19 protein-coding genes and 1 riboswitch are annotated in these 19,746 nt (G+C 59.5%); of the genes, 11 read left to right on the top strand and 8 right to left on the bottom strand.

Going from position 1 to position 19,746, the window contains the following annotated elements; all coding sequences use genetic code 11:
- Positions 1-55 precede the first annotated feature (55 nt).
- A complete protein-coding gene (locus ABHF91_RS12610; RefSeq protein WP_409420624.1) occupies positions 56-1,159 on the bottom strand; it encodes an anhydro-N-acetylmuramic acid kinase in 1,104 nt (367 codons plus the stop codon).
- Between the two features lie 3 nt (positions 1,160-1,162).
- Positions 1,163-2,470, bottom strand: a complete 1,308-nt coding sequence (locus ABHF91_RS12605) for a peptidoglycan DD-metalloendopeptidase family protein (RefSeq protein WP_409420623.1) — start codon at positions 2,468-2,470, stop codon at positions 1,163-1,165.
- A 131-nt stretch (positions 2,471-2,601) separates the two neighbouring features.
- Between ABHF91_RS12605 and tyrS the strand changes: the two genes are divergently transcribed.
- The gene (gene tyrS, locus ABHF91_RS12600) at positions 2,602-3,801 is read left to right on the top strand and encodes a tyrosine--tRNA ligase (RefSeq protein ID WP_409420622.1); all 1,200 of its coding nucleotides are present in this window, start codon (positions 2,602-2,604) and stop codon (positions 3,799-3,801) included.
- A gap of 83 nt (positions 3,802-3,884) precedes the next feature.
- Here the strand turns inward: tyrS and ABHF91_RS12595 are convergent, their stop codons facing one another.
- The gene (locus ABHF91_RS12595) at positions 3,885-4,082 is read right to left on the bottom strand and encodes a hypothetical protein (protein WP_409420621.1); all 198 of its coding nucleotides are present in this window, start codon (positions 4,080-4,082) and stop codon (positions 3,885-3,887) included.
- A 1,258-nt stretch (positions 4,083-5,340) separates the two neighbouring features.
- Here ABHF91_RS12595 and ABHF91_RS12590 point away from each other — a divergent pair.
- The 4 genes from ABHF91_RS12590 (at position 5,341) to ABHF91_RS12575 (ending at position 9,057) form a co-directional block, all read left to right on the top strand.
- The gene (locus tag ABHF91_RS12590; protein WP_409420620.1) at positions 5,341-5,601 is read left to right on the top strand and encodes a hypothetical protein; all 261 of its coding nucleotides are present in this window, start codon (positions 5,341-5,343) and stop codon (positions 5,599-5,601) included.
- Between the two features lie 325 nt (positions 5,602-5,926).
- The gene (locus ABHF91_RS12585) at positions 5,927-6,718 is read left to right on the top strand and encodes an RHS repeat domain-containing protein (RefSeq protein ID WP_409420619.1); all 792 of its coding nucleotides are present in this window, start codon (positions 5,927-5,929) and stop codon (positions 6,716-6,718) included.
- Between the two features lie 791 nt (positions 6,719-7,509).
- Positions 7,510-7,812: a hypothetical protein gene (locus tag ABHF91_RS12580; RefSeq protein ID WP_409420618.1), complete on the top strand. Its 303-nt coding sequence runs from the start codon at positions 7,510-7,512 to the stop codon at positions 7,810-7,812.
- 684 nt (positions 7,813-8,496) lie between these two features.
- Complete coding sequence (locus tag ABHF91_RS12575) at positions 8,497-9,057, top strand: RHS repeat domain-containing protein (RefSeq protein ID WP_409420617.1); 561 nt, start codon at positions 8,497-8,499, stop codon at positions 9,055-9,057.
- Positions 9,058-9,167: 110 nt separating this feature from the next.
- On the opposite strand, the gene ABHF91_RS12570 is transcribed toward ABHF91_RS12575, so the two are convergent.
- Entirely contained in the window at positions 9,168-10,067 is a 900-nt protein-coding gene (locus tag ABHF91_RS12570) for a LysR family transcriptional regulator (RefSeq protein WP_409420616.1), read from the bottom strand.
- A 153-nt stretch (positions 10,068-10,220) separates the two neighbouring features.
- On the opposite strand from ABHF91_RS12570, the gene serA reads away from it, so the two are divergent.
- Positions 10,221-11,453: a phosphoglycerate dehydrogenase gene (serA, locus tag ABHF91_RS12565; RefSeq protein WP_409420615.1), complete on the top strand. Its 1,233-nt coding sequence runs from the start codon at positions 10,221-10,223 to the stop codon at positions 11,451-11,453.
- 140 nt (positions 11,454-11,593) lie between these two features.
- Positions 11,594-11,751, top strand: a riboswitch (FMN riboswitch).
- Positions 11,752-11,836: 85 nt separating this feature from the next.
- Entirely contained in the window at positions 11,837-12,490 is a 654-nt protein-coding gene (ribB, locus tag ABHF91_RS12560; protein ID WP_409420614.1) for a 3,4-dihydroxy-2-butanone-4-phosphate synthase, read from the top strand.
- A gap of 57 nt (positions 12,491-12,547) precedes the next feature.
- Here ribB and ABHF91_RS12555 read toward each other — a convergent pair whose 3' ends face one another.
- From ABHF91_RS12555 to lolB, 4 genes are all read right to left on the bottom strand, one after another.
- On the bottom strand, positions 12,548-12,976 hold the full coding sequence (locus ABHF91_RS12555; protein WP_409420613.1) for an META domain-containing protein: 429 nt from the start codon (positions 12,974-12,976) through the stop codon (positions 12,548-12,550).
- Between the two features lie 126 nt (positions 12,977-13,102).
- Positions 13,103-14,050, bottom strand: coding sequence for a ribose-phosphate pyrophosphokinase (locus ABHF91_RS12550; protein ID WP_409420612.1), 948 nt, complete (start codon positions 14,048-14,050; stop codon positions 13,103-13,105).
- Positions 14,051-14,135: 85 nt separating this feature from the next.
- Positions 14,136-14,987, bottom strand: coding sequence for a 4-(cytidine 5'-diphospho)-2-C-methyl-D-erythritol kinase (ispE, locus tag ABHF91_RS12545; protein WP_409420611.1), 852 nt, complete (start codon positions 14,985-14,987; stop codon positions 14,136-14,138).
- Entirely contained in the window at positions 14,984-15,577 is a 594-nt protein-coding gene (lolB, locus tag ABHF91_RS12540) for a lipoprotein insertase outer membrane protein LolB (RefSeq protein WP_409420610.1), read from the bottom strand. Before lolB ends, ispE begins: the two co-directional genes overlap by 4 nt.
- 118 nt (positions 15,578-15,695) lie before the next feature.
- Here lolB and hemA point away from each other — a divergent pair, with 118 nt between their 5' ends.
- Genes hemA through ABHF91_RS12520 form a run of 4 tightly spaced genes read left to right on the top strand, consistent with a single transcriptional unit; the run spans position 15,696 to position 19,743 of the window.
- Positions 15,696-16,952, top strand: coding sequence for a glutamyl-tRNA reductase (gene hemA / locus ABHF91_RS12535; RefSeq protein WP_409420609.1), 1,257 nt, complete (start codon positions 15,696-15,698; stop codon positions 16,950-16,952).
- Between the two features lie 45 nt (positions 16,953-16,997).
- Entirely contained in the window at positions 16,998-18,086 is a 1,089-nt protein-coding gene (gene prfA / locus ABHF91_RS12530; protein WP_409420608.1) for a peptide chain release factor 1, read from the top strand.
- On the top strand, positions 18,086-18,952 hold the full coding sequence (prmC, locus tag ABHF91_RS12525) for a peptide chain release factor N(5)-glutamine methyltransferase (RefSeq protein WP_409420607.1): 867 nt from the start codon (positions 18,086-18,088) through the stop codon (positions 18,950-18,952). Before prfA ends, prmC begins: the two co-directional genes overlap by 1 nt.
- A complete protein-coding gene (locus tag ABHF91_RS12520) occupies positions 18,943-19,743 on the top strand; it encodes a SirB1 family protein (protein ID WP_409420606.1) in 801 nt (266 codons plus the stop codon). Before prmC ends, ABHF91_RS12520 begins: the two co-directional genes overlap by 10 nt.
- Positions 19,744-19,746 lie beyond the last annotated feature (3 nt).

The following is a 19,746-nucleotide window of genomic DNA, read 5'->3' as shown; positions in this document are numbered from 1 at the left end:
TGGGCATGAAAAAGGCGCCATACGGCGCCTTTTTGCAACCTGTGGTGTTTGACGGCTACTCGGCCGGATAGAGGCAGCCCAGGATGGCCGGGCGCTTGGCGCCGGTGACCGCCGGCAGGTTGCCGGCCTGCCGGTTGACGAAGCACTTGGCCAGCCAGGCGAAGGCGATGGCCTCCACCCAGTCTGGGTGCAGCCCCAGGGCTTCGGTGCTGTCCAGCTGCCAGCCGGGCAACATCTCGTACAGCCGCAGCATCAGGGCGCGGTTGTGGATGCCGCCGCCACAGATAAACAGCTCCGCCGCCTGGCCCTCGGCCTGGGGCAGCAGGGCATCCACTATGGTACGGGCGGTGAACTCCAGCAGGGTGCGCTGCACATCCTCGGGCCGCAGGGGCGGGCGCTCCGCCAAAAACAGCTCCAGCCAGGCCAGGGTGAAGGTCTCCCGGCCCGTGCTCTTGGGGGCAGACTGGGCCAGGAAGGGGTGCTTCATCAGGCGCCCCAGTAAGTCCTCACTGACAAAGCCGCTGGCGGCCCAGCTGCCCTGCGGGTCGTAGCTGCCGCCCTTGTGCTTGCGGTACCACAGATCCATCAGGGTGTTGCCCGGGCCCGTGTCGAAGCCCAGCACCTGATCGTCCCGGCCCGGCAGCACAGAGATGTTGGCGATGCCGCCGATGTTGAGGATGAAGCGCAGCTTGCCCGGCGCGCCGAACACCGCCTGATGGAAGGCGGGCACCAGAGGTGCCCCCTGGCCGCCCAGGGCCACGTCCTTCATGCGAAAATCGCAGATCACGTCGATGTCGGTTTCCACCGCCAGGCGGGCGCCGTGGCCGATCTGCAGGGTAAAGCCCTGTTCGGGACGGTGACGTATGGTTTGACCGTGGGAGCCGATGGCGCGGATCTGCTCGGGGCGATAGGGCCCCTTGGCCAGCAGCGCCTTCACCGCCTGGGCAAAGTGAATGGCCACCAACTGATCCATGCGGCCGAGCCTGTCTATCTCGTTGGCCCCCGGGGTACAGAGTTCATGCAACCGGTTCACCACCGGGACCGGCCAGCGCTGGCCGTGGGTGGCCAACAGGGTGGGGGTGTCGCCGTCGAACTGCACCAGGGCGGCGTCTATGCCATCCATGCTGGTGCCGGACATCAGGCCGATATAGAGCTCCATGGGTTAGTTATCCTCCGCGGTCCGGGCCTGGGCCAGGCGACTGGGTTCAACCAGGGCCAGGCGGGCCAGCAGGCTGTGGGCCCGCAGCTTGAAGTCGTTCAGTGGCTGGCCGGAGAGCGGGGTGGCTTCCGGCAGCGGGACGGTTTTGGGGTTCTTGTGCACCCCGTCCACCAGGAATTCGTAATGCAGGTGGGGACCGGTCACCCTTCCTGTTCCCCCCAGTCGGCCTATGATCTGCCCCTGCTTGACCCTCTGTCCCACCTTGACCTCCCGCTTGCTCAGGTGCAGGTACTTGGTGGTGTAGCGGCCACTGTGGCGGATGAAGACAAAGTTGCCGTTGAGGCCATTGTAGCTGCTGGCCTGCACCACACCATCGCCGGCGGCCATGATGGGGGTGCCCACCGGAGCGCCGTAGTCGATGCCGTTATGGGGGCGCACCAGGCCCGTCACCGGGTGTCTGCGTCTGGGATTGAAGTTGGAGGTGATGTAGCGGAAGTTCACCGGCGCCCGCAGGAAGCCCTTGCGCATGGCCTTGCCCTGGGGGCTGTAGTAGTGGCCATCCCGGTGGCGTACCGCCAGGTAGCGCTGCCCCTGGTTGATGAATTCGGCCGCCAGTATCTTGCCGGTGCTCAGCTTCTCCTCATCCCGGTACAGCTCCTCGTAGATCAGGCTGAAGCTGTCGCCGGGCTGCAGATCCTGGGCGAAGTCGATGTCCCAGGCAAAGATGTTGGCCAGCCCCAGGATCAGGCTGTTGTTGAGGCCGGCCGCCTGGCCCGCCTCCCAGAAGCTGCTGTCGATGGTGCCCTGGGCGATCTGCTGGTGGCGCTCTAGCTTGATCTTCTCCACCCGGCAGGCAAAGCCGTCCCGGGCCTGCTCGACCCAGAGGATCTCGTCCAGCCCCATGGGGTAGGAGAGGGCCTGCAGGGCGCCCTCGTCATTCTGGTAGAAGGTGATCTCCTCGCCGGGCTTCAGGCGGATCAGGCTCTCCACCTCTTCGCCAGAGTCCAGCACCTGGTGCAGGGTGGCGGGATCGAAGCCGGCGCGCTGAAACAGCTCAGCCAGATTGTCGCCACTGCGCACCTTGAAGGTCTCGCCCTGCAGGCCCGGCGGCGCCTCGTCCGGCTCATTGGCCTCCACCTCGCCGAGGCGATGGCCAGGTGCGGGCTTGGTTTGGGGCAGGGCCGTGGTGGCCCGGGTGGCTTCCACCTTCTCCAGCGGCCAGAGCAGCAACAGCAGGATCAGGCCGCCCAGCAGCAGTATGAGGCGACGGTGCCAGGTGGGAAGCAGGGTAAGGGAGTGCCAGAAAGCCATGGGAAAGGGGCGGTCTCGTTGTAAAAAGAGGTGAAGGCGAGAAGACGGCGCCCAGTTTACAGTCTTTCCAAGGGGCGTGCCATTGCCGTAATATGGACGGGTTTTTTTATCAATTTGACGGAGTAGAAATCATGTCCCAGCTGGAAACCGCGCTGGCGGAGATCAAGCGCGGCGCCGAAGAGATACTGGTGGAGGAGGAGCTGATTGCCAAGCTCAAAGAGGGGCGTCCCTTGCGCATCAAGCTGGGCATGGATCCCACCGCACCGGATATCCACCTGGGCCACACCGTCATCCTCAACAAGCTGCGCACCTTTCAGGATCTCGGCCACGAGGTGATCCTGCTGATCGGCGACTTCACCGCCCTGGTGGGGGACCCTTCCGGCAAGAACGCCACCCGGCCGCCCCTGTCTGAAGAAGCGATCCAGGAAAACGCCAAGACCTACGCCGAGCAGGCGTTCAAGATCCTGGATCCGGCCAAGACCCGCATCGAATACAACTCCAGCTGGCTCAAGGAGCTGGGCGCCACCGGCATGATCAAGCTGGCGGCCAAGCAGACGGTGGCCCGCATGCTGGAGCGGGACGACTTCAAGAAGCGCTACGCCGGCGGCCAGTCCATCGCCATCCACGAGTTCCTCTATCCCCTGCTGCAGGGCTATGACTCGGTGGCCCTGAAGGCGGACGTGGAGCTGGGCGGTACCGATCAGAAGTTCAACCTGCTGATGGGCCGCGAGCTGCAAAAAGACGCCGGCATGGCCACCCAGTGTGTGCTGATGATGCCGTTGCTGGTGGGCCTCGACGGCGTGAAGAAGATGTCCAAGTCCGCCGGCAACTACATAGGCGTGCATGACGCCCCCAGCGAGATGTTCGGCAAGATCATGTCCATCAGTGATGATCTGATGTGGAGCTACTACGAGCTGCTCTCCTTCCGCCCCCTGGCGGAGATCAACGGCTTCAAGGCCGGGGTGGCGGATCAGAGCCTGAACCCGCGGGATGTGAAGATCTGGCTGGCCAAGGAGATCATCGCCCGCTATCACGACCAAGCGGCGGCCGAGGCGGCCCACGAGGACTTCACCCAGCGCTTCTCCAAGAACGCCATTCCGGACGAGATGCCGGAGCTGACCCTGGCCGCCGGCGCCGAGGGACTGGCGGTGGCCAACCTGCTCAAGGATGCCAACCTGGTGGCCACCACCTCCGAGGCCCTGCGCATGATCAAGCAGAACGCCGTCAAGTGTGATGGCGAGGTGGTGACCGACGGCAAGCTGCAGGTGACCGCCGGCACCGCCGTCTGGCAGGTGGGCAAGCGCAAGTTCGCCCGCATCACCCTGGCGTAAGCGTGTTGCCCTTATATAAAGAAGAACCCGCCTCGGCGGGTTTTTTGTTTTTTGGGGGTAAGTGTTGTAGTTGGCGCTCTTGCTTAGATCTTTGACTTAGCCTCTCTGACTGTAAGATCAATTAGGAGCACATCAATTGCCAATACCCCGGGGAATTGATTGGCAATAGCGTGCACGTTGTTGATTGTCAGGGAACCAATCAGGATTTCAAATTGAGCGCTGGCAACGGCGGCCGGGTTCAGGTCCGGCTCCGGGCTCAGGACATCAGCCTGATAATTCATTTTCTCCTTGTGAATCAGAAAGCTTATCAAGACTTTTCTTCGTAAATCCTTGAGCTAGTACCCTAAGTATCCCCCTATAGATTGGCTTTCTTATTCTGCAAATCATTACAGAGATCCGCGACAGGGCCTGACGTATGGGTCAGCGGGAAGTTTTTCGCAAAAGCCGTCATTAGCGATGGGATTTTCTTATCAACCAGCTGTGTTGTTATCAACTGTTGGGGATGCGCTGTGGTGGTGAGTGAAACCGATTTCCTTGAACACTCACACACCGTAAAGATTGACACTTAACTGGTTAAGTCGTGTAAACTCGCGGGACTTATATGGAGCTAGGTTCGTCCGGATCCATCTTGCGGTGGCGCCTCATAAAAGCCTCGCCGCCTATTGAGAGCACAGGGCGTGCTCTCATTTTGGCAAAGCAGAATGGCTGTGCCCTTTCATGAAGATTGAAAAGGACTTCTCACGATGAATCGCATCTGGATGTTGATTGCTCTGGTCTTGATAAGTACGCACGTTCTTGGCGAGTGGTATTTTCGCGGGACAGCAGGTAGTTGGAATGCGGTAGCGCTCACCTCCTCAGGCAGTTCAGTTTACTCAAGCTGTCAGACGTTCACGACGAGCAGTGACGGCGGCACTTCCCGTTTTAAAATCGATCGTTATGGTGATTGGAAGGAGAATTATCCAACCAATAGGGTATGTGCCGGGCTATATGGTCAAGGATAGGGTTGTTTACCGCTATATCACCGACTTTCTGTACACATTTAAAGATCTCGGCATTCATGGGTGGCCAAGAGATCTTGACAATGCATTGAGAGGAATTAAAAATGAGAACTAATGGATTGATCTATTATTGCACATGTGGATTGATGTCAATATTTTTGACGCATTGGTTATTTTTGGGTGAAATGGGCAGGAGACTCGGGGTTTATCATGAGGAATACTTAATGGTGAGTATTTTTATTTGCTTGGTCATGTCGTTCTTTGTCTATATCTGGTTTGAAGTGGGCCCTAGGTTATTAGAGGCCTTCAAATGCATCGCGATTGTTACGATCTCACAAATCACATCATTTATTTTAAGCTCTATTTTAGATTTTTTTAGTATGCGGAACTCTCACTTTTTTCAATTATCACGTGATTCCTCTTTTGTTTTTATTTCCCCTGCTCTTGTTGAAGGGGTGGGTGACAATAATTCTTGTCACTTTTCCTTCATTGGTCATTTCTCCGCTCCTTAAAATAAAAACCATAAAACAAAGGAAGCACAATGAAAAAATTGAAAGCATACTGTCACTCCATGGAATCTATTAGCTCTGGTGATGGGCCCATTAAGTGTTGTGAGGTTTCTATTCAGGCATCCGCGGATACATTAAGGGACATTGCTGGATTTCTACTCCGCTGTGCAGACAAATTTGATGCGGAACACGCCGATAAATATGAACATTTTCATCTTCGTGACGAATGGAAGGATTGGGATGAACAATCTGCTGACATCATTGTGTTCATGTCATCAGTAGATGAAGTGTGAGCGCTTTAACTCTGGCCTAGCTGCAAGTATAAGTCCATCACCGGTTGCTGCCAGTTGGGACCTGCCTTCGTAAAGGAGATGACAATTGAACTTCATGTTGATTTTTACTTTAATCATCCCATCTATAATCACTATTTTATGTTGGTTTGGTGTGGTTGATAATATAAAAAACGAACATCATGATAGTGTTTTTTCAAACGAATGGCTTTTTAATCCAGAGCATTTGAAAAAGCCGGGGTTAAAATATAGGCTGGCCATAATAGTGATATCACCAGCATGGTTTTTGTCTGCTTGTTATTATTATTATTGGCGATAGCTAAACAACTTGCTGCCGGACTATATGGTCAAGGATGGGGTCGTTTACTACTATATCACCGACCATCTTGGCTCACCGCGTCTGATTGTGAATGTTGCCTCCGGCGAAGTTGCCCAGCAGCTTGATTATGACGAGTTCGGCATGATTACTCGGGACACCAATCCGGGATTCCAGCCATTTGGTTATGCCGGGGGTATTTACGAGACCTCCAGCGGGTTAACTCGATTTGGGTTTAGAGACTACGATGCCGATTCGGGTCGGTGGACGAGTAAGGATCCAATAGATTTCAGCGGAGGGGATAGTGATTTATATGGGTATGTCGGCGGAAATCCGCTAAGCAGTGTGGATCCAGCAGGCCTAGCAGGTACGGCGGTATATTTCAGTGGTTATCAGGTTGATACAGGGATGGGTTTCAGTCTTCCGCTGGGCCATGCTGGAGTCATTGCGATTGATAACAAAACTGGAGCAACGCAATATTTCGACTTTGGTAGATATGGCGGACAATATGTAGACGTAAGGGGGCCATTCGACGTTGGAGTAATAAAATTTGACAAGGATGGAATGCCAACAAACGAGTCCTGGAAGGCGGTTAGTAATACTGTATCCATCATGTTTGGCAAAGGAAACTTTCCAAACTCTGTATGCAACAGAGATGCGGATGCTGGGAAGATAATTCAGTTTGCGTTGGATAGACAAAAAAATGTCGCCAAGTATCCCTACACAATTAACCCATTTGGCAAAAACAAATTCAATGTTTGCGTCACATTTGCAAAAGATGCATTGGAGGCAGGATCAAAATGAGGCAAATATTTATGATGGTTCTTGTCGTATTTTTTGGCATAACTTCGGTGTTTCTCTTGTTCAATCGAGTGGACTCTGCAATGGAAGTCGACAGCTTGAAGGAGCAAATCAAGTTGCAGAGAGAGGAAATGCACTTCCTCCAGCGCATTGCGAATAGTGCCCTTTCTACTTGCAACATGACGGTTGCAAACTTTGAATCTGTCGCTAGTGAGAGTAAACGGAATGTGCTATGGCAAGGAGACGATGCACTAGTTGGTCCGTTTCGCGTCAAGAGGAAGGACGCTTGCATTGTTAGCGTTGAGCTGATTGCAGGGCTTTGAGTTCGTGTATTGGCCAATAATCTATGCCTATGTTGGCAACAATCCGGTGAGTTTTGTAGATCCATCTGGATTACTGAGTTCTGGAGCGAGACGGCTTGTTGATAACGCGATGGCCGGCAACTGCAATAATGTTAGAGCTACACATGGTAAACTTATGGAAGAGCGCGTAAACGAAATTGGGAAGCGATTTCTCAGGAAGGAAAGGATTTAAGGGATGCGGAAAATTACTTAACTAATTACGAATTTGTTTCAACGGGATCAGGATTTCTTCTTCCTGTTCGGTGGTTTGTTTTCGGAGTGGTTGCAGCCCCTGTATGGCAAGCAAAGAGATTGGGTGAAAACTTAATGGGGGAAAGCACGCACTCCCCAGCATCCATTAGAGCATTAACAGCAGGGTACGAAGGGGCAAATGATGCGCTTGTGGATCATTACTCATCAGACTACTAGCAGTAGCGGCTCAGGAGGTTGCTCATGGAAAAAATAATTGCAATGCTAAGAAATAAAAAGATCGAAGATCTTTTAGCAATTTTTGCAAGCTTGACTGTTATTATTTTTTCATTGCGGTCGTGTATAATTATTGGACTTAACTATTTAAACTTGTTCATCTTGGTTTTTGGAGCTGCTCAGTTATTTATAACACTGAAAAAATTACGTTTTGGTTTTTTGATTGCAGCATGTGAATTTTTCATTTTTGGTGTAATTGTTTTTTTTCAATTGCCATTACATTACCTGATGGCAGGGGGGATCTTCTTGATGCTACCCCATATTTTTTAGGTGGATCCTAGCAATAACACTATTTCTTATTGCGTGCTATTTCTCCAGCCTACTATTGAAAGCTCGGAAATGTTGATCAGCGCGCAAAATAGTCCGTGGCGCGGTGGCTTGGGAATACAACTCTGACTTCGCTGTGAAGCGTCAGTGCGTAAACGGCGATTGTATCGACGTTAGTTATGATGCGGATGGACTGGTGACCCAGGTGGGGGCATTAGCCATCACGCGGGAAGCACAAAAATCAGGGATGATCGCCGGAGCCACGTTAGGCAGCCTGACCATGACGCGCAGCAACAACGCCTATGGCGAAGCGGATGCAGAGCAGCATAGCTACAATGGCAATTCCCTATTGTCGGCCAGTTACAGTCGCGACCTGTTAGGTCGGATCACATCTCGTACCCTGTTGGTATTGGGGATCAGCACTGATGAGGGATTCCACTATGATGCGGCAGGCCGGCTGGACCAGGTCACACGAGGGGATACCAAGGTTAGCTATCAATACGACAGCAATGGCAACCGACTCGCGAAGATAACCCAGACCGATGCCGAGACGACACCCCTGTTAGCAAGCTATGACGACCAAGACCGTTTGCTCTCTTATGGCGAGTGCGCTTATGCCTACACGGCCAATGGCGAATTAAAGAGTAAGCACTGTGGCGATGAGGTCACCCAGTATGAATACGATTATTGGGTAACTTGCTTAAGGTGGTTGTGCCCGGAGAGACGCCGAGTGTCATCGAGTATGTCATCGACGGTCAAAACCGGCGCGTTGGCAAAAAGGTCAACGGCGTGTTGCAGCAGGGCTGGCTGTATGGCGACCAGCTCAATCCCATCGCGGAACTGGATGGTGACAATAATGTGGTGAGCCGCTTTGTATACGGCACGCAGGGGCATGTGCCGGACTATATGGTCAAGGATGGCGCGCTTTATCGCTATATCACCGACCATCTGGGCTCACCGCGTCTGATTGTGAATGTTGCCTCCGGCGAAGTTGCCCAGCAGCTTGATTATGATGAGTTCGGTATCATCACCCGGGATACCCATCCTGGCTTCCAGCCATTTGGTTATGCTGGTGGTCTCTACGAGGCTTCCACTGGGTTAACACGGTTTGGTTTTAGAGATTACGATGCGGAAACGGGACGATGGACGAGCAAGGATCCAATAGGTTTCGGCGGTGGTGATAGTAACCTGTATGGTGGATTGGATATCAACTTACCGACAAGCAAAAAAAATGGTTTACCTCTCTAAAGTGAAGAAAATCCGTTACGGATGGACGGATCTTGTTGTCTAAATCGGAACACTATCTGCTTCTTCGGTGAGCGGCTCTCTTAGGGCAACCTCCCCAAGTTTATCCGCCCTCAGCCTTGGGGAAAGGGCGGCTCGCTGCCTAATTCCTCCTGGCAGGCCTGCAGGAAGCGCTCCAGGCCGGTGGAGGTGTGCTTCTGCTTGTGGCGCACCAGATACAGGGTACGCTGCAACGGGGGCAGGGCGGTGTGCAGCTCGGTGAGCAGGCCGGCGGCTATGGCCTCCTCCACCACCCGGCGGGAGAGACAGCTGATGCCGTCGCTGTGGCGCACCGCCTGCTTGATGGCTTCGGAGTCGCCCAGCTCCAGCATCACATCCAGTTGACCCAGCTGCGGCAGCAACTGATGTTCTATCACCTCCCGGGTGCCGGAGCCGCTCTCCCGCAGTATCCACTGGGCCTCCGCCAGCTGACTCAGGCGCAGCGTCTTGCCGGCCAGGGGATGGCCGGCCCGGGCAAACAGCACCAGCTCGTCCTGCAGCCAGGGGCAGGTCTCCAGATCCGCCTGCTGACAGGGGCCTTCAATGAAGCCGATGTCCACGTCGAAGTTGCTCACCGCCTGGATGATGTCGCTGGTGTTGGCCACCTGCAGGGTCAACTGCACCTTGGGATTATGCTGCTGGTAGCGGGTGAGCAGCGCCGGCAACAGGTAGTTGCCTATTGTGCTGCTGGCCCCCAGGTTGAGGGTGCAGCGGCCGCCCAAAAACAGCCGCTCTATCTCTTTGCCCTGTTCCAGTAGGGCCAGGGCATAGGGATAGAGCATCCGGGAGTTTTCATTCAATATCAAACGTTTACCTGCCCGTTCGAACAGTTTGGCGTCCAGTTGTGTCTCCAGTTCCTGCAGGGCGGAACTCACCGCCGATTGGGAGAGGGCCAGCTCCTTGGCACCCTGGGTGGTGGACTGGGTGCGGGCCACCGCCAGGAAGACTTGCAGTTGTCGCAGGGTAATGTGCATGGCGTTATCGAATTTACCGGTTAGGGATATGCATATTATCCGTTTTTCATCGCGATGGGATGCCCCTAGTATGCCGTCATCCCATGGGCCCAGGCCCGTTTGCCCAGATCACGATTATCACGGTTATCACGGTTATCACGATAAGGAGTCGTCATGAGTCATCCGCTGTCCCTGTCCAAAGACAAGATCAAAATCCTGCTGCTTGAAGGGGTTCACCCGGTGAGCGTAGAGCAGTTCGCCGCCGCCGGTTACAAGAACGTGGAGTACATCAAGGGCTCCCTGGATGAGGCGGAACTGATCGAGAAGATCAAGGACGTGCACTTTCTGGGCATCCGCTCTCGCACCTTCATCACCGAAGCCGTGCTGGCGGCCGCCGAGAAGCTGGTGTCCATCGGCTGCTTCTGCATCGGGACCAACCAGGTGGATCTGGACGCCTGCGAGAAGCGCGGCATTCCGGTGTTCAACGCCCCCTTCTCCAACACCCGTAGCGTGGCGGAGCTGGTGACCGGCGAGATCATGGTGCTGCTGCGCGGCGTGCCCACCAAGAGCGCCAAGGCCCACAAGGGTATCTGGGACAAGAGCGTGGGCCGGGCGGTGGAAGTGCGCGGCAAGAAGCTGGGCATCATAGGCTATGGCCACATCGGCACCCAGCTGGGCATCATCGCCGAGAGCCTGGGGATGCGGGTTTACTACTACGACATCGAGAACAAGCTCTCCCTGGGTAACGCCGTGCAGGTGCCGACCCTGAACGATCTGCTGGCCATGGCCGATGTGGTGAGCCTGCACGTGCCGGACACCCTGGATACCCGCAACATGATCCGCGCCGAACAGCTGGCCATGATGAAGCCCGGGGCCATCCTGATCAACGCCGCCCGCGGCCAGGTGGTGGATATCGATGCCCTGACCGAGGCCCTGAAGAGCGGCCACATCGGCGGCGCCGCCATCGACGTGTTCCCGGTGGAGCCGGCCACCAACGCCGATCCCTTTGTCTCCCCGCTGCAGGGGCTGGAGAACGTCATACTGACGCCGCACATCGGTGCCTCCACCCTGGAAGCCCAGGAAAACATCGGGATCGAGGTGGCCAACAAGCTGACCAAGTACTCCGACAACGGCTCCACCCTGACCGCGGTGAACTTCCCGGAAGTGTCCCTGCCGGAGCATCGTCAGGCCACCCGTCTGCTGCACATCCACCGCAACCAGCCGGGGGTGCTCAGACAGATCAACCATGCCTTCTCCGAGGCCAACATCAACATCGCGGCTCAGTACCTGCAGACCACCGCCGAGATCGGCTATGTGGTACTGGATGTGGAGACCGACCAGAGCGACAAGGCGCTGGAGATGCTCAAGCAGATCGACGGCACCATACGTGCCCGTCTGCTCTACTAAGCCAGCCGGCAAGGCCACAACCGCATAAGGGCAGCGAACGCTGCCCTTTTGTTTGGGCGCGACGCCGGCGATTGCGTAACCGAGTGTATCCCAGGCTTTGCCTGGCGCCCGCGCAGGCGTAGACTGGCCTGGCGTTTGACGCACATTCTCAGGGCGGGGTGCAATTCCCCACCGGCGGTGTTCCCGACCAGGCCATTGGCCGAACCGGGTCAGCCCGCGAGCGCCTGCCACGGCAGGGTCAGCAGATCTGGTGAGACTCCAGAGCCGACGGTCATAGTCCGGATGAAAGAGAATCCTTGCCGCAGCCTAGTGCTGCCAAACGGCTTTGGCCGTGCCTTCTCTCATGCCCTGATTCTGGTAACTATTTTTCAAGGACCCTTACCATGAGTCAGTCTCTGCTTAGTCAATTTGGTGATGCCCATACCCGGGTGCGTTTGGCACTGGCCGCCTTGCAGCGCGGCGAAGGGGTGCTGGTGGTGGACGATGAGGATCGGGAGAACGAAGCCGACTTCATCTTCGCCGCCGAGCACCTGACGGTGCCCCAGATGGCCATGATGATCCGCGAAGGCAGCGGCATCGTCTGCCTCTGCCTGCCGGATGACAGCTGCCGTGCCCTGGCGTTGCCGCAGATGGTCAGCCACAACGGCAGCCGCAACCAGACCGCCTATACCGTCTCCATCGAGGCCAAGGAGGGGGTCACCACCGGGGTATCGGCCCAGGACCGCGTGACCACCATCAAGACCGCCATAGCGCCGAATGCCCAGCCGGAGGATCTCTCCCGCCCCGGCCACGTGTTCCCGTTGCGGGCGGTCCCCGGTGGCGTGTTGCAGCGTCGCGGCCACACCGAGGCGGCGGTGGAGCTGGCCCGGTTGGCGGGCCTGCGACCGGCGGGGGTCATCTGCGAGCTGACCCTGCCTGATGGCACCATGGGCCGGCTGCCCGATGCGGTGGCCTTTGCCAAGGAGCACGGCATGCTGGTGCTCTCCATTGAGGATCTGGTGGGCTACCTGTCCGCCGGGCTGGCCCAGGCCAGCTAGTCCGCAGGGAAACCCCAGAAACCAAGAGGCCACCTGTCGGTGGCCTCTTGCGTTGGCTCAGTCCGCCTGAGCGTCCTTCACCAGACGGTATTGCAGCACCCTGTGGTTGGCCCGCAGCACCAGATCGCCACGGTACATGGTGACCTTGGGATCGTTGCTCAGCACCTCTGTGATGCTCTGCTCGTAGCGGTCCAGCTCGGCGGGGCAGAGCTTCATGGTGGTGCTCAGGTTTTCGAAGCTCAGCACGCCGTCTTCGAACTTGCCCTGGCCAAACACCCGGTTGCAGCCGGCCATGCCGCTGACCATGTAGTTGCGATCCACGTTGAGCAGCTGGGCGGGCTTGAGCTTGGGCACCTTGACGGCGTCGATGGCAAACAGCTCCCAGTGATTGTAGAAGGTAGGGACCTTGGGCTGGGATGCCTGGTTGGAGGCAGGAGCCTGACAGCCGGCCAGCACCAGCAGCAGGGACAGCAGGACAAGACGCACGTTGACTCTCCGATAGAAAAAATCCGCGCTAGTGTGCCTCAAATCACACCGGGACAGCAGATCCCGCAGAAAAAAAAGATAAAAAAAGAGCCCCTTTAGGAGCTCTTTCTCATCACTCGCGCCGGCTTATTGATGGAACATGGCGGAGATGGATTCTTCGTTGCTGATGCGGCGGATGGCCTCGGCCAGCATGGGGGCCAGGGTCAGCTGCTTCACCTTGCCCACGGCCTTGATGGCGTCGGACAGCGGGATGGAGTCGGTGACGATCACCTCGTCGATCACGGACTCGGCAATGTTCTGGGCGGCGCTGCCGGAGAACACCGGATGGGTGGCGTAGGCATAGACCCGACGGGCACCACGCTCCTTGAGGGCTTCGGCCGCCTTGCACAGGGTACCGCCGGTGTCGATCATGTCGTCGACAATGATGCAGTCGCGATCCTTGACGTCACCGATCAGGTGCATGACCTGGGAGACGTTGGCGCGGGGACGGCGCTTGTCGATGATGGCGATGTCGGTATCGTCCAGCAGCTTGGCGATGGCACGGGCCCGCACCACGCCGCCGATGTCCGGAGAGACTACCACGGGATCGTGCAGCTCACGGACCTTCATGTCTTCGATGAGCACAGGGCTACCGAACACGTTGTCCACCGGCACATCGAAGAAGCCCTGGATCTGTTCGGCGTGCAGATCCACGGTCAGCACCCGGTCAACCCCGACGCTGGACAGGAAGTCAGCCACTACCTTGGCGGTGATGGGCACCCGGGCGGAGCGGACCCGACGGTCCTGACGGGCATAACCGAAGTAGGGGATCACAGCGGTGATCCGGCCTGCAGAGGCGCGACGCATAGCATCCACCATGACAATCAGTTCCATCAGGTTGTCATTGGTGGGAGCACAGGTGGATTGGATGATAAAGATGTCGCCGCCGCGTACATTCTCGTTGATCTGTACGCTGATTTCGCCGTCGCTGAAGCGACCGACAGCGGCGCTGCCGAGCTTGCTAAAGAGACGATCTGCGATTTTCTGGGCCAGTTCCGGTGTGGCGTTACCGGTAAACAGCTTCATGTCAGGCACGGTATTAACCTCTGGGTTGCGTCCTGTGGGGGGTCAGGCGGGGGCCGTCCAAGACCACAAGGGGGGTGTGGAAACTTGACCTGGGTCAAGCACAAACTGGTTGCAAACCGGAGCGAAGGGGTGATAGGTTTACCCCTTGTGCTACAAACCCCTGTAGCCAATTCGGCGCATTTGCCAAGACCTTCCGGGCCGCCGATTCCGTTTCAAACTCCGCAAAAACGCAAGCGCCGGTCCCCGTCATTCTTGACGGCGCGTATTCTAGCAACCAGCCCAACGCATTGGCAACCTCGGGGTGGCGCTTTTTGACCAGTGCCTGGCAATCGTTTTTCCAGTCCATTTCCTGCAGTGCCGCCCAGCTGTACTTGGGGGTGTCCCGGGGCAGTTCTGGATCCGTGAAGATGGCGGCGGTGGAGACATGCACCGGCGGCACCAGCACCAGGTACCACTTCTGCGGCACCGTCACCGGCTGCAGCTTTTCCCCCACCCCTTCGGCAAAGGCGGCGTGACCGCGCACAAATACAGGCACGTCGGCACCCAGCTGACGGCCCAGCTCGGCCAGGGTTTCTTCTTCCAGCTGCAGATCCCACAACCGATTGAGCGCCACCAGGGTCGTGGCGGCATCCGAGCTGCCGCCGCCGATGCCGCCGCCCATGGGCAGCCGCTTGTCCAATCTGATGGTGACCCCCAGGGGGCGGGACTGGCTGGCCTTGAGCAGGGCCGCCGCCCGGTAGATGAGGTTCTGCTCCAGGGGCACGCCGGCCAGGGCCGGCTCGATGCGGATGGCGTCGGACTCATCCACGGCGAAGCTCAGCCAGTCGCAGTGATCCAGAAAGATGAACAGGGTCTGCAGCTCGTGGTAACCGTCGGGCCGCCGGCCGTTGATGTGCAGGAAGAGGTTGAGCTTGGCCGGCGCCGGCCAGCGGGACGGCAGTGTCATGGTTGCAGGTTCCATTGGTTGATCAGGAGCTTCAAACGGCTGTCCGGCCCCTTGAGATCCAGGCGCGTCGGCAGCCACAGCTCACCCTGGCCCGTGGCCTGGCTGGCGAACTCCTGGTAGCTCAGCTGCCACTGGTTATCCTGCACCCAGGCCAGCTGGCCATTCTGACTCAGGCCATATTGGGCGGCGCCGGGCAGCCCCTTGATCCAGGTGGGCAGCTCGTCGATGGGCAGCAGCCAGCCGGTGAGGCGGTAGATGAGCAGCGCCGGATCGTTGGAGACATGCTCCTTGCCGTCCTCGTCGATGAGCCGGATGCGGTTGCCCTGGCGGCTCAGCTCCAGCACCCGGGTGCCCAGCACGGTGGAGAGGTTCAGACGGTAGTCATCGCCGTTCTGCTGCCAGAACAGGCGCAATGAGCCCTTCTTCTGGGCGGTGACGATGGCCAGCTTGCCGTTGAGGCTCCACTGGGTCAGGGCTTCCACCTTAGGCCGCTGGGCCTCCCATTGCTGGGCGCTGTAGTGGGGGACGGGTTGCTGACAGGCAACCAGCAGCAGGCTCAGGGCCAGCAGAACGTAACGAAAGATGGGCACGGGACCTCCAGGACAAGAGGCGGACAGTATAGGCCCAGGCCATCGGCTTTCAAACCCTGGTGCTTTTTCGGTAGAATGCCCGCTCAACGGTTATTTGCGCGGTAAACTCCCTCTTTTCATGCAATTGCTTGTGCTCGGCGTCAACCATACCTCGGCCTCCCTCTCATTGCGGGAGCGGCTGACCTTTGGCCCCGAGATGCTGAGCGATGCCCTGCCGGCCCTGCTGGCCCAGCCGGGGGTGGCCGAGGCGACCATATTGTCCACCTGTAACCGTACCGAGCTGTACTGCTGCGTGCAGCCCGGCGCGGCGGAGGGGGTGCGGCGTTGGCTGGGGGAATACCAGAAGGTTGCGGCGCCCGAGCTGGAACCGGCGCTCTACCAGCACCTGGACGGTGAGGCGGTCCGCCACCTGATGCGGGTGGCCTGTGGCCTGGACTCGCTGGTGCTGGGGGAGCCGCAGATCCTGGGGCAGCTGAAGCAGGCCCTCTCCTCGGCCCGGGAACAGGGGGCCATTCATGCCCTGCTGGGCCGGCTGATGGACCGCACCTTCACCGTGGCCAAGCGGGTGCGCACCGAGACCGGCATCGGCGCCCATGGCGTGTCGGTGGCCTATGTGGCGGTGAGCCTGGCCCGGCAGATCTTCGCCGAGCTGGCCCAGCTCAAGGTGCTGCTCATCGGCGCCGGCGAGACCATAGAGCTGGTGGGCAAGCACCTGGTGGCCCAGGGCTGCGGCCAGCTGACGGTGGCCAACCGCACCCTGGCCCGGGCCCAGGCGGTGGCCGGGGAGTGGGGGGCGGCCGTCATCACCTTGAACGAGATCCCCGAGGTGCTGCCCCAGGTGGATCTGGTGATCAGCTCCACCGCCAGCCCGCTGCCCATCCTGGGCAAGGGGCTCGTCGAGCGGGCCCTCAAGCAGCGGCGCCACAGGCCCATGCTGCTCATCGATCTGGCAGTGCCCCGGGATGTGGAGCCCGAGGTGGCCGAGCTGGCGGACGCCTACCTGTACGCGGTGGACGATCTGCAGTCCATCATCGAAGAGAACCAGAGCTCCCGCCAGCAGGCTGCCCGGCAGGCGGAGCTGCTGATCGGCGAGGCGCGGGATGACTTCATGGCCTGGTTTGCCGGCCTGGACTCCCAGGTGCTGATCCGCCGCTTCCGCGATCAGGGGGAGCGCTGGCAGCAGCAGGAGCTGGCCCGGGCGCTGCAGGCGCTGGACCAGGGGGAGGCCCCCGCCGAGGTGCTGACCGGTCTGGCCCACCGACTCACCCACAAGTTGCAACACCATCCCACCGCGGCCCTGCGCGAGGCGGCCCAGCGGCAGGATAGCGAGGCGCTGGCCCTGTTGAGCCAGGCCCTGGGACTGGAGTCCCATTAGCCCCATTTTTCGGGCCCGACCCGACCCTATTGAGATCAAGAGACGATGAAAGCATCCGTGATCCGCAAGCTGGAAGGCTTGATGGAGCGTTACGAAGAAGTGCAGGCCCTGCTGGGCGAACCCGATGTGGTGAGCGATCAGGAGCGGTTTCGCAACCTGACCCGGGAGTATGCCCAGCTCGAAGAGGTGGTGCTGGGGTTCCGTGGCTATCAGCAGGCCCAGGCGGATCTGGACGCCATCGAAGAGATGCTCAACGGCGACGATGCCGAGATGAAGGCCATGGCCCAGGAAGAGCTGGCGCCGGCCAAGGAGCAGCTGGAGCAGCTGGCCCAGCAGCTGCAGATCCTGCTGCTGCCCAAGGATCCCAAGGATGACAACAACTGCTTCCTGGAAATCCGTGCCGGGGCCGGTGGCGACGAGGCGGCCATCTTCGCCGGGGACATGTTCCGGCTCTATTCCCGCTATGCCGAACGCTGCGGCTGGCGGCTGGAGTTGGTGAGCGCCAACGAGGGGGAGCACGGCGGCTTCAAGGAAGTCATCGCCCGGCTCGAAGGTGACAAGGTCTACGGCCGCATGAAATTTGAGTCCGGTGGCCACCGAGTGCAGCGGGTGCCGGAGACCGAATCCCAGGGCCGCATCCACACCTCCGCCTGTACCGTCATGGTGATGCCGGAAGTTCCCGAGGCCCAGATGCCGGAGATCAACCCGGCGGATCTGCGCATCGACACCTTCCGCGCCTCCGGCGCCGGTGGCCAGCACATCAACAAGACCGACTCGGCCATCCGTATCACCCACTTGCCCACCGGCCTGGTGGTGGAGTGTCAGGACGAGCGCTCCCAGCACAAGAACCGCGCCAAGGCCATGGCGGTGCTGGCCGCCCGATTGGAGCAGCTGGAAGAGGACAAGCGGCGGGCCGCCGAGGCGGACGTCCGCCAGAGTATCCTCAGCTCAGGCGATCGCTCCGACCGGATCCGCACCTACAACTATCCCCAGGGCCGGGTGAGCGATCACCGCATCAACCTGACCCTGTATCGCCTGGCCGAGGTGATGGAAGGGGATCTGGATTGCCTGCTGCAGCCCCTCATTCAGGAATACCAGGCGGATCAGCTGGCCAACCTGTCGGACGGTTACTGATGCGCATCGACGCCGCCCGGGCCTGGCTCATGGTGCAGCTGGCGCACAGCGAGTCGGCGGCGCTGGATGCCGACTGCCTGCTGTGTGCCGTGCTGGACTGCAGCCGGACCCATCTGTTCACCTGGCCGGAGCGTGAGCTCGATGCCGAACAGTGGGCGCGGCTGCAGGCATTGGCGGTGCGGCGCGTAGCCGGTGAGCCGGTGGCCCATCTGCTGGGGTGGCGGGAGTTCTGGTCGTTGCCCCTGATGGTGGACGCCAGCACCCTGATCCCGCGGCCGGATACCGAGGTGTTGGTGGAGCAGGCCCTGGCGCGCCTGCCGGTTGACGGCACAGCGCCCGTGCTGGATCTGGGCACCGGCACCGGCGCCATTGCCCTGGCCATCAAGTCCGAGCGGCCTGCTCGCCCCGTGTGGGCGGTGGAATTTAGCGAGGCGGCGCTGGCGTTGGCCCGTCGCAACAGCGCGGCGCTGAACCTGCCCCTGGCGCTGCGCCAGGGCAGCTGGTTTGGCCCGCTGGCCGGCCAGCGCTTTGCCCTCATCGTCAGCAACCCCCCCTATATCGATGGGGCGGATCCCCACCTGGCCCAGGGCGACGTGCGCTTCGAACCCGCCAGCGCCCTGGTGGCGGATGAGCAGGGCCTGGCGGATCTGCGCCACATCATCCAGCTTGCGCCGGATCACCTGCTGCCCGCCGGCTGGCTCTTGCTGGAGCACGGCTGGCAGCAGGGGCCGGCGGTGCGGCAACTGCTCAGAGAACGGGGTTTCGTGCAGGTCGAAACCTGCCGGGACTATGGCGACCAGGAGCGGGTCAGCCTGGGCCAATGGCCGGCCGCCGGCGGTACCGCCGGGGAGGCGTCATGTATCTGACCGCACAGCTGGATCTGGAGAGCGAGGATCTGGCTCAGCTGGCCTTGCTGGCCGCCGAGGATATCGGCCAGCAGGGGCAGCTGCCGGCGGCCATGCAGGCTCTGGCGGCCTTGCGGGCCGAGCTGCTGCCACCCTTGCTGATGCTCCCCGGTGCCCTGCGCTGGGAGGCCCTGGTGAGCCGCTTCTACGGTGAGCTGGGCTTTGGCGGCGATTGGCGCGCCTTCTACACCCTGGATCACAGCCTGCTGGATCGGGTGCTGGTGCGGCGCCAGGGCATCCCTGTGCTCCTGGGCATACTGCTCATCCACCTGGGGCGGCGGCTGGGGTTGTCGCTGGCGGGGATCTGCTTTCCCGGCCACTTCCTGCTGCGGCTCGACGGCGAGCGGCCTGTCTATTTCGATCCCTTCGAAGGAAGGCCCTTGAGCCGCGCCGAGCTGCAGCTGCGCCTGCGCGGCGCCCTGGGGGATCTGGCCCGGCTCGAGGCCAAGCACCTCAAGCCGGCCAGCCAGCGGGCCATACTGCAGCGGCTCATCAATGTCAGCAAGTCCGCCGCCCTGGCCCAGCAGGCTCATCCAGAGGCGCTGCGCAGCTGTGAGCTGCTGCTGACGCTGGATCCTGACGATCCCTATGAGCGGCGGGATCGCGGTTTTATCTACGAACAACTGGACTGCCCGCATCAGGCAGCGGAAGATTTTCGCCACTTCATCAAGCACTGCCCGGCGGATCCGCTGGCAGACTTGCTCAAGGGGCAGGTATCGCGGCTGGTTGAGACGCCGCAGGTCATTCATTAAGGA

This window comes from Pseudaeromonas aegiceratis, from assembly GCF_046254905.1.
In the GTDB taxonomy this organism is placed as follows: domain Bacteria; phylum Pseudomonadota; class Gammaproteobacteria; order Enterobacterales; family Aeromonadaceae; genus Pseudaeromonas; species Pseudaeromonas aegiceratis.
The sequence above is the reverse complement of the archived record's forward strand: the minus strand, read 5'-3'. Positions and strand labels throughout refer to the sequence as shown.

Excerpts from the sequence above, each read along its gene's own strand:
- ABHF91_RS12610 (WP_409420624.1), bottom strand. The coding sequence starts at position 1,159 with ATGGAGCTCTATATCGGCCTGATGTCCGGCACCAGCATGGATGGCATA.
- ABHF91_RS12605 (WP_409420623.1), bottom strand. The coding sequence starts at position 2,470 with ATGGCTTTCTGGCACTCCCTTACCCTGCTTCCCACCTGGCACCGTCGC.
- tyrS (WP_409420622.1), top strand. The coding sequence starts at position 2,602 with ATGTCCCAGCTGGAAACCGCGCTGGCGGAGATCAAGCGCGGCGCCGAA.
- ABHF91_RS12595 (WP_409420621.1), bottom strand. The coding sequence starts at position 4,082 with ATGAATTATCAGGCTGATGTCCTGAGCCCGGAGCCGGACCTGAACCCG.
- ABHF91_RS12590 (WP_409420620.1), top strand. The coding sequence starts at position 5,341 with ATGAAAAAATTGAAAGCATACTGTCACTCCATGGAATCTATTAGCTCT.
- ABHF91_RS12580 (WP_409420618.1), top strand. The coding sequence starts at position 7,510 with ATGGAAAAAATAATTGCAATGCTAAGAAATAAAAAGATCGAAGATCTT.
- ABHF91_RS12570 (WP_409420616.1), bottom strand. The coding sequence starts at position 10,067 with ATGCACATTACCCTGCGACAACTGCAAGTCTTCCTGGCGGTGGCCCGC.
- serA (WP_409420615.1), top strand. The coding sequence starts at position 10,221 with ATGAGTCATCCGCTGTCCCTGTCCAAAGACAAGATCAAAATCCTGCTG.
- ribB (WP_409420614.1), top strand. The coding sequence starts at position 11,837 with ATGAGTCAGTCTCTGCTTAGTCAATTTGGTGATGCCCATACCCGGGTG.
- ispE (WP_409420611.1), bottom strand. The coding sequence starts at position 14,987 with ATGACACTGCCGTCCCGCTGGCCGGCGCCGGCCAAGCTCAACCTCTTC.
- hemA (WP_409420609.1), top strand. The coding sequence starts at position 15,696 with ATGCAATTGCTTGTGCTCGGCGTCAACCATACCTCGGCCTCCCTCTCA.
- prfA (WP_409420608.1), top strand. The coding sequence starts at position 16,998 with ATGAAAGCATCCGTGATCCGCAAGCTGGAAGGCTTGATGGAGCGTTAC.
- prmC (WP_409420607.1), top strand. The coding sequence starts at position 18,086 with ATGCGCATCGACGCCGCCCGGGCCTGGCTCATGGTGCAGCTGGCGCAC.
- ABHF91_RS12520 (WP_409420606.1), top strand. The coding sequence starts at position 18,943 with ATGTATCTGACCGCACAGCTGGATCTGGAGAGCGAGGATCTGGCTCAG.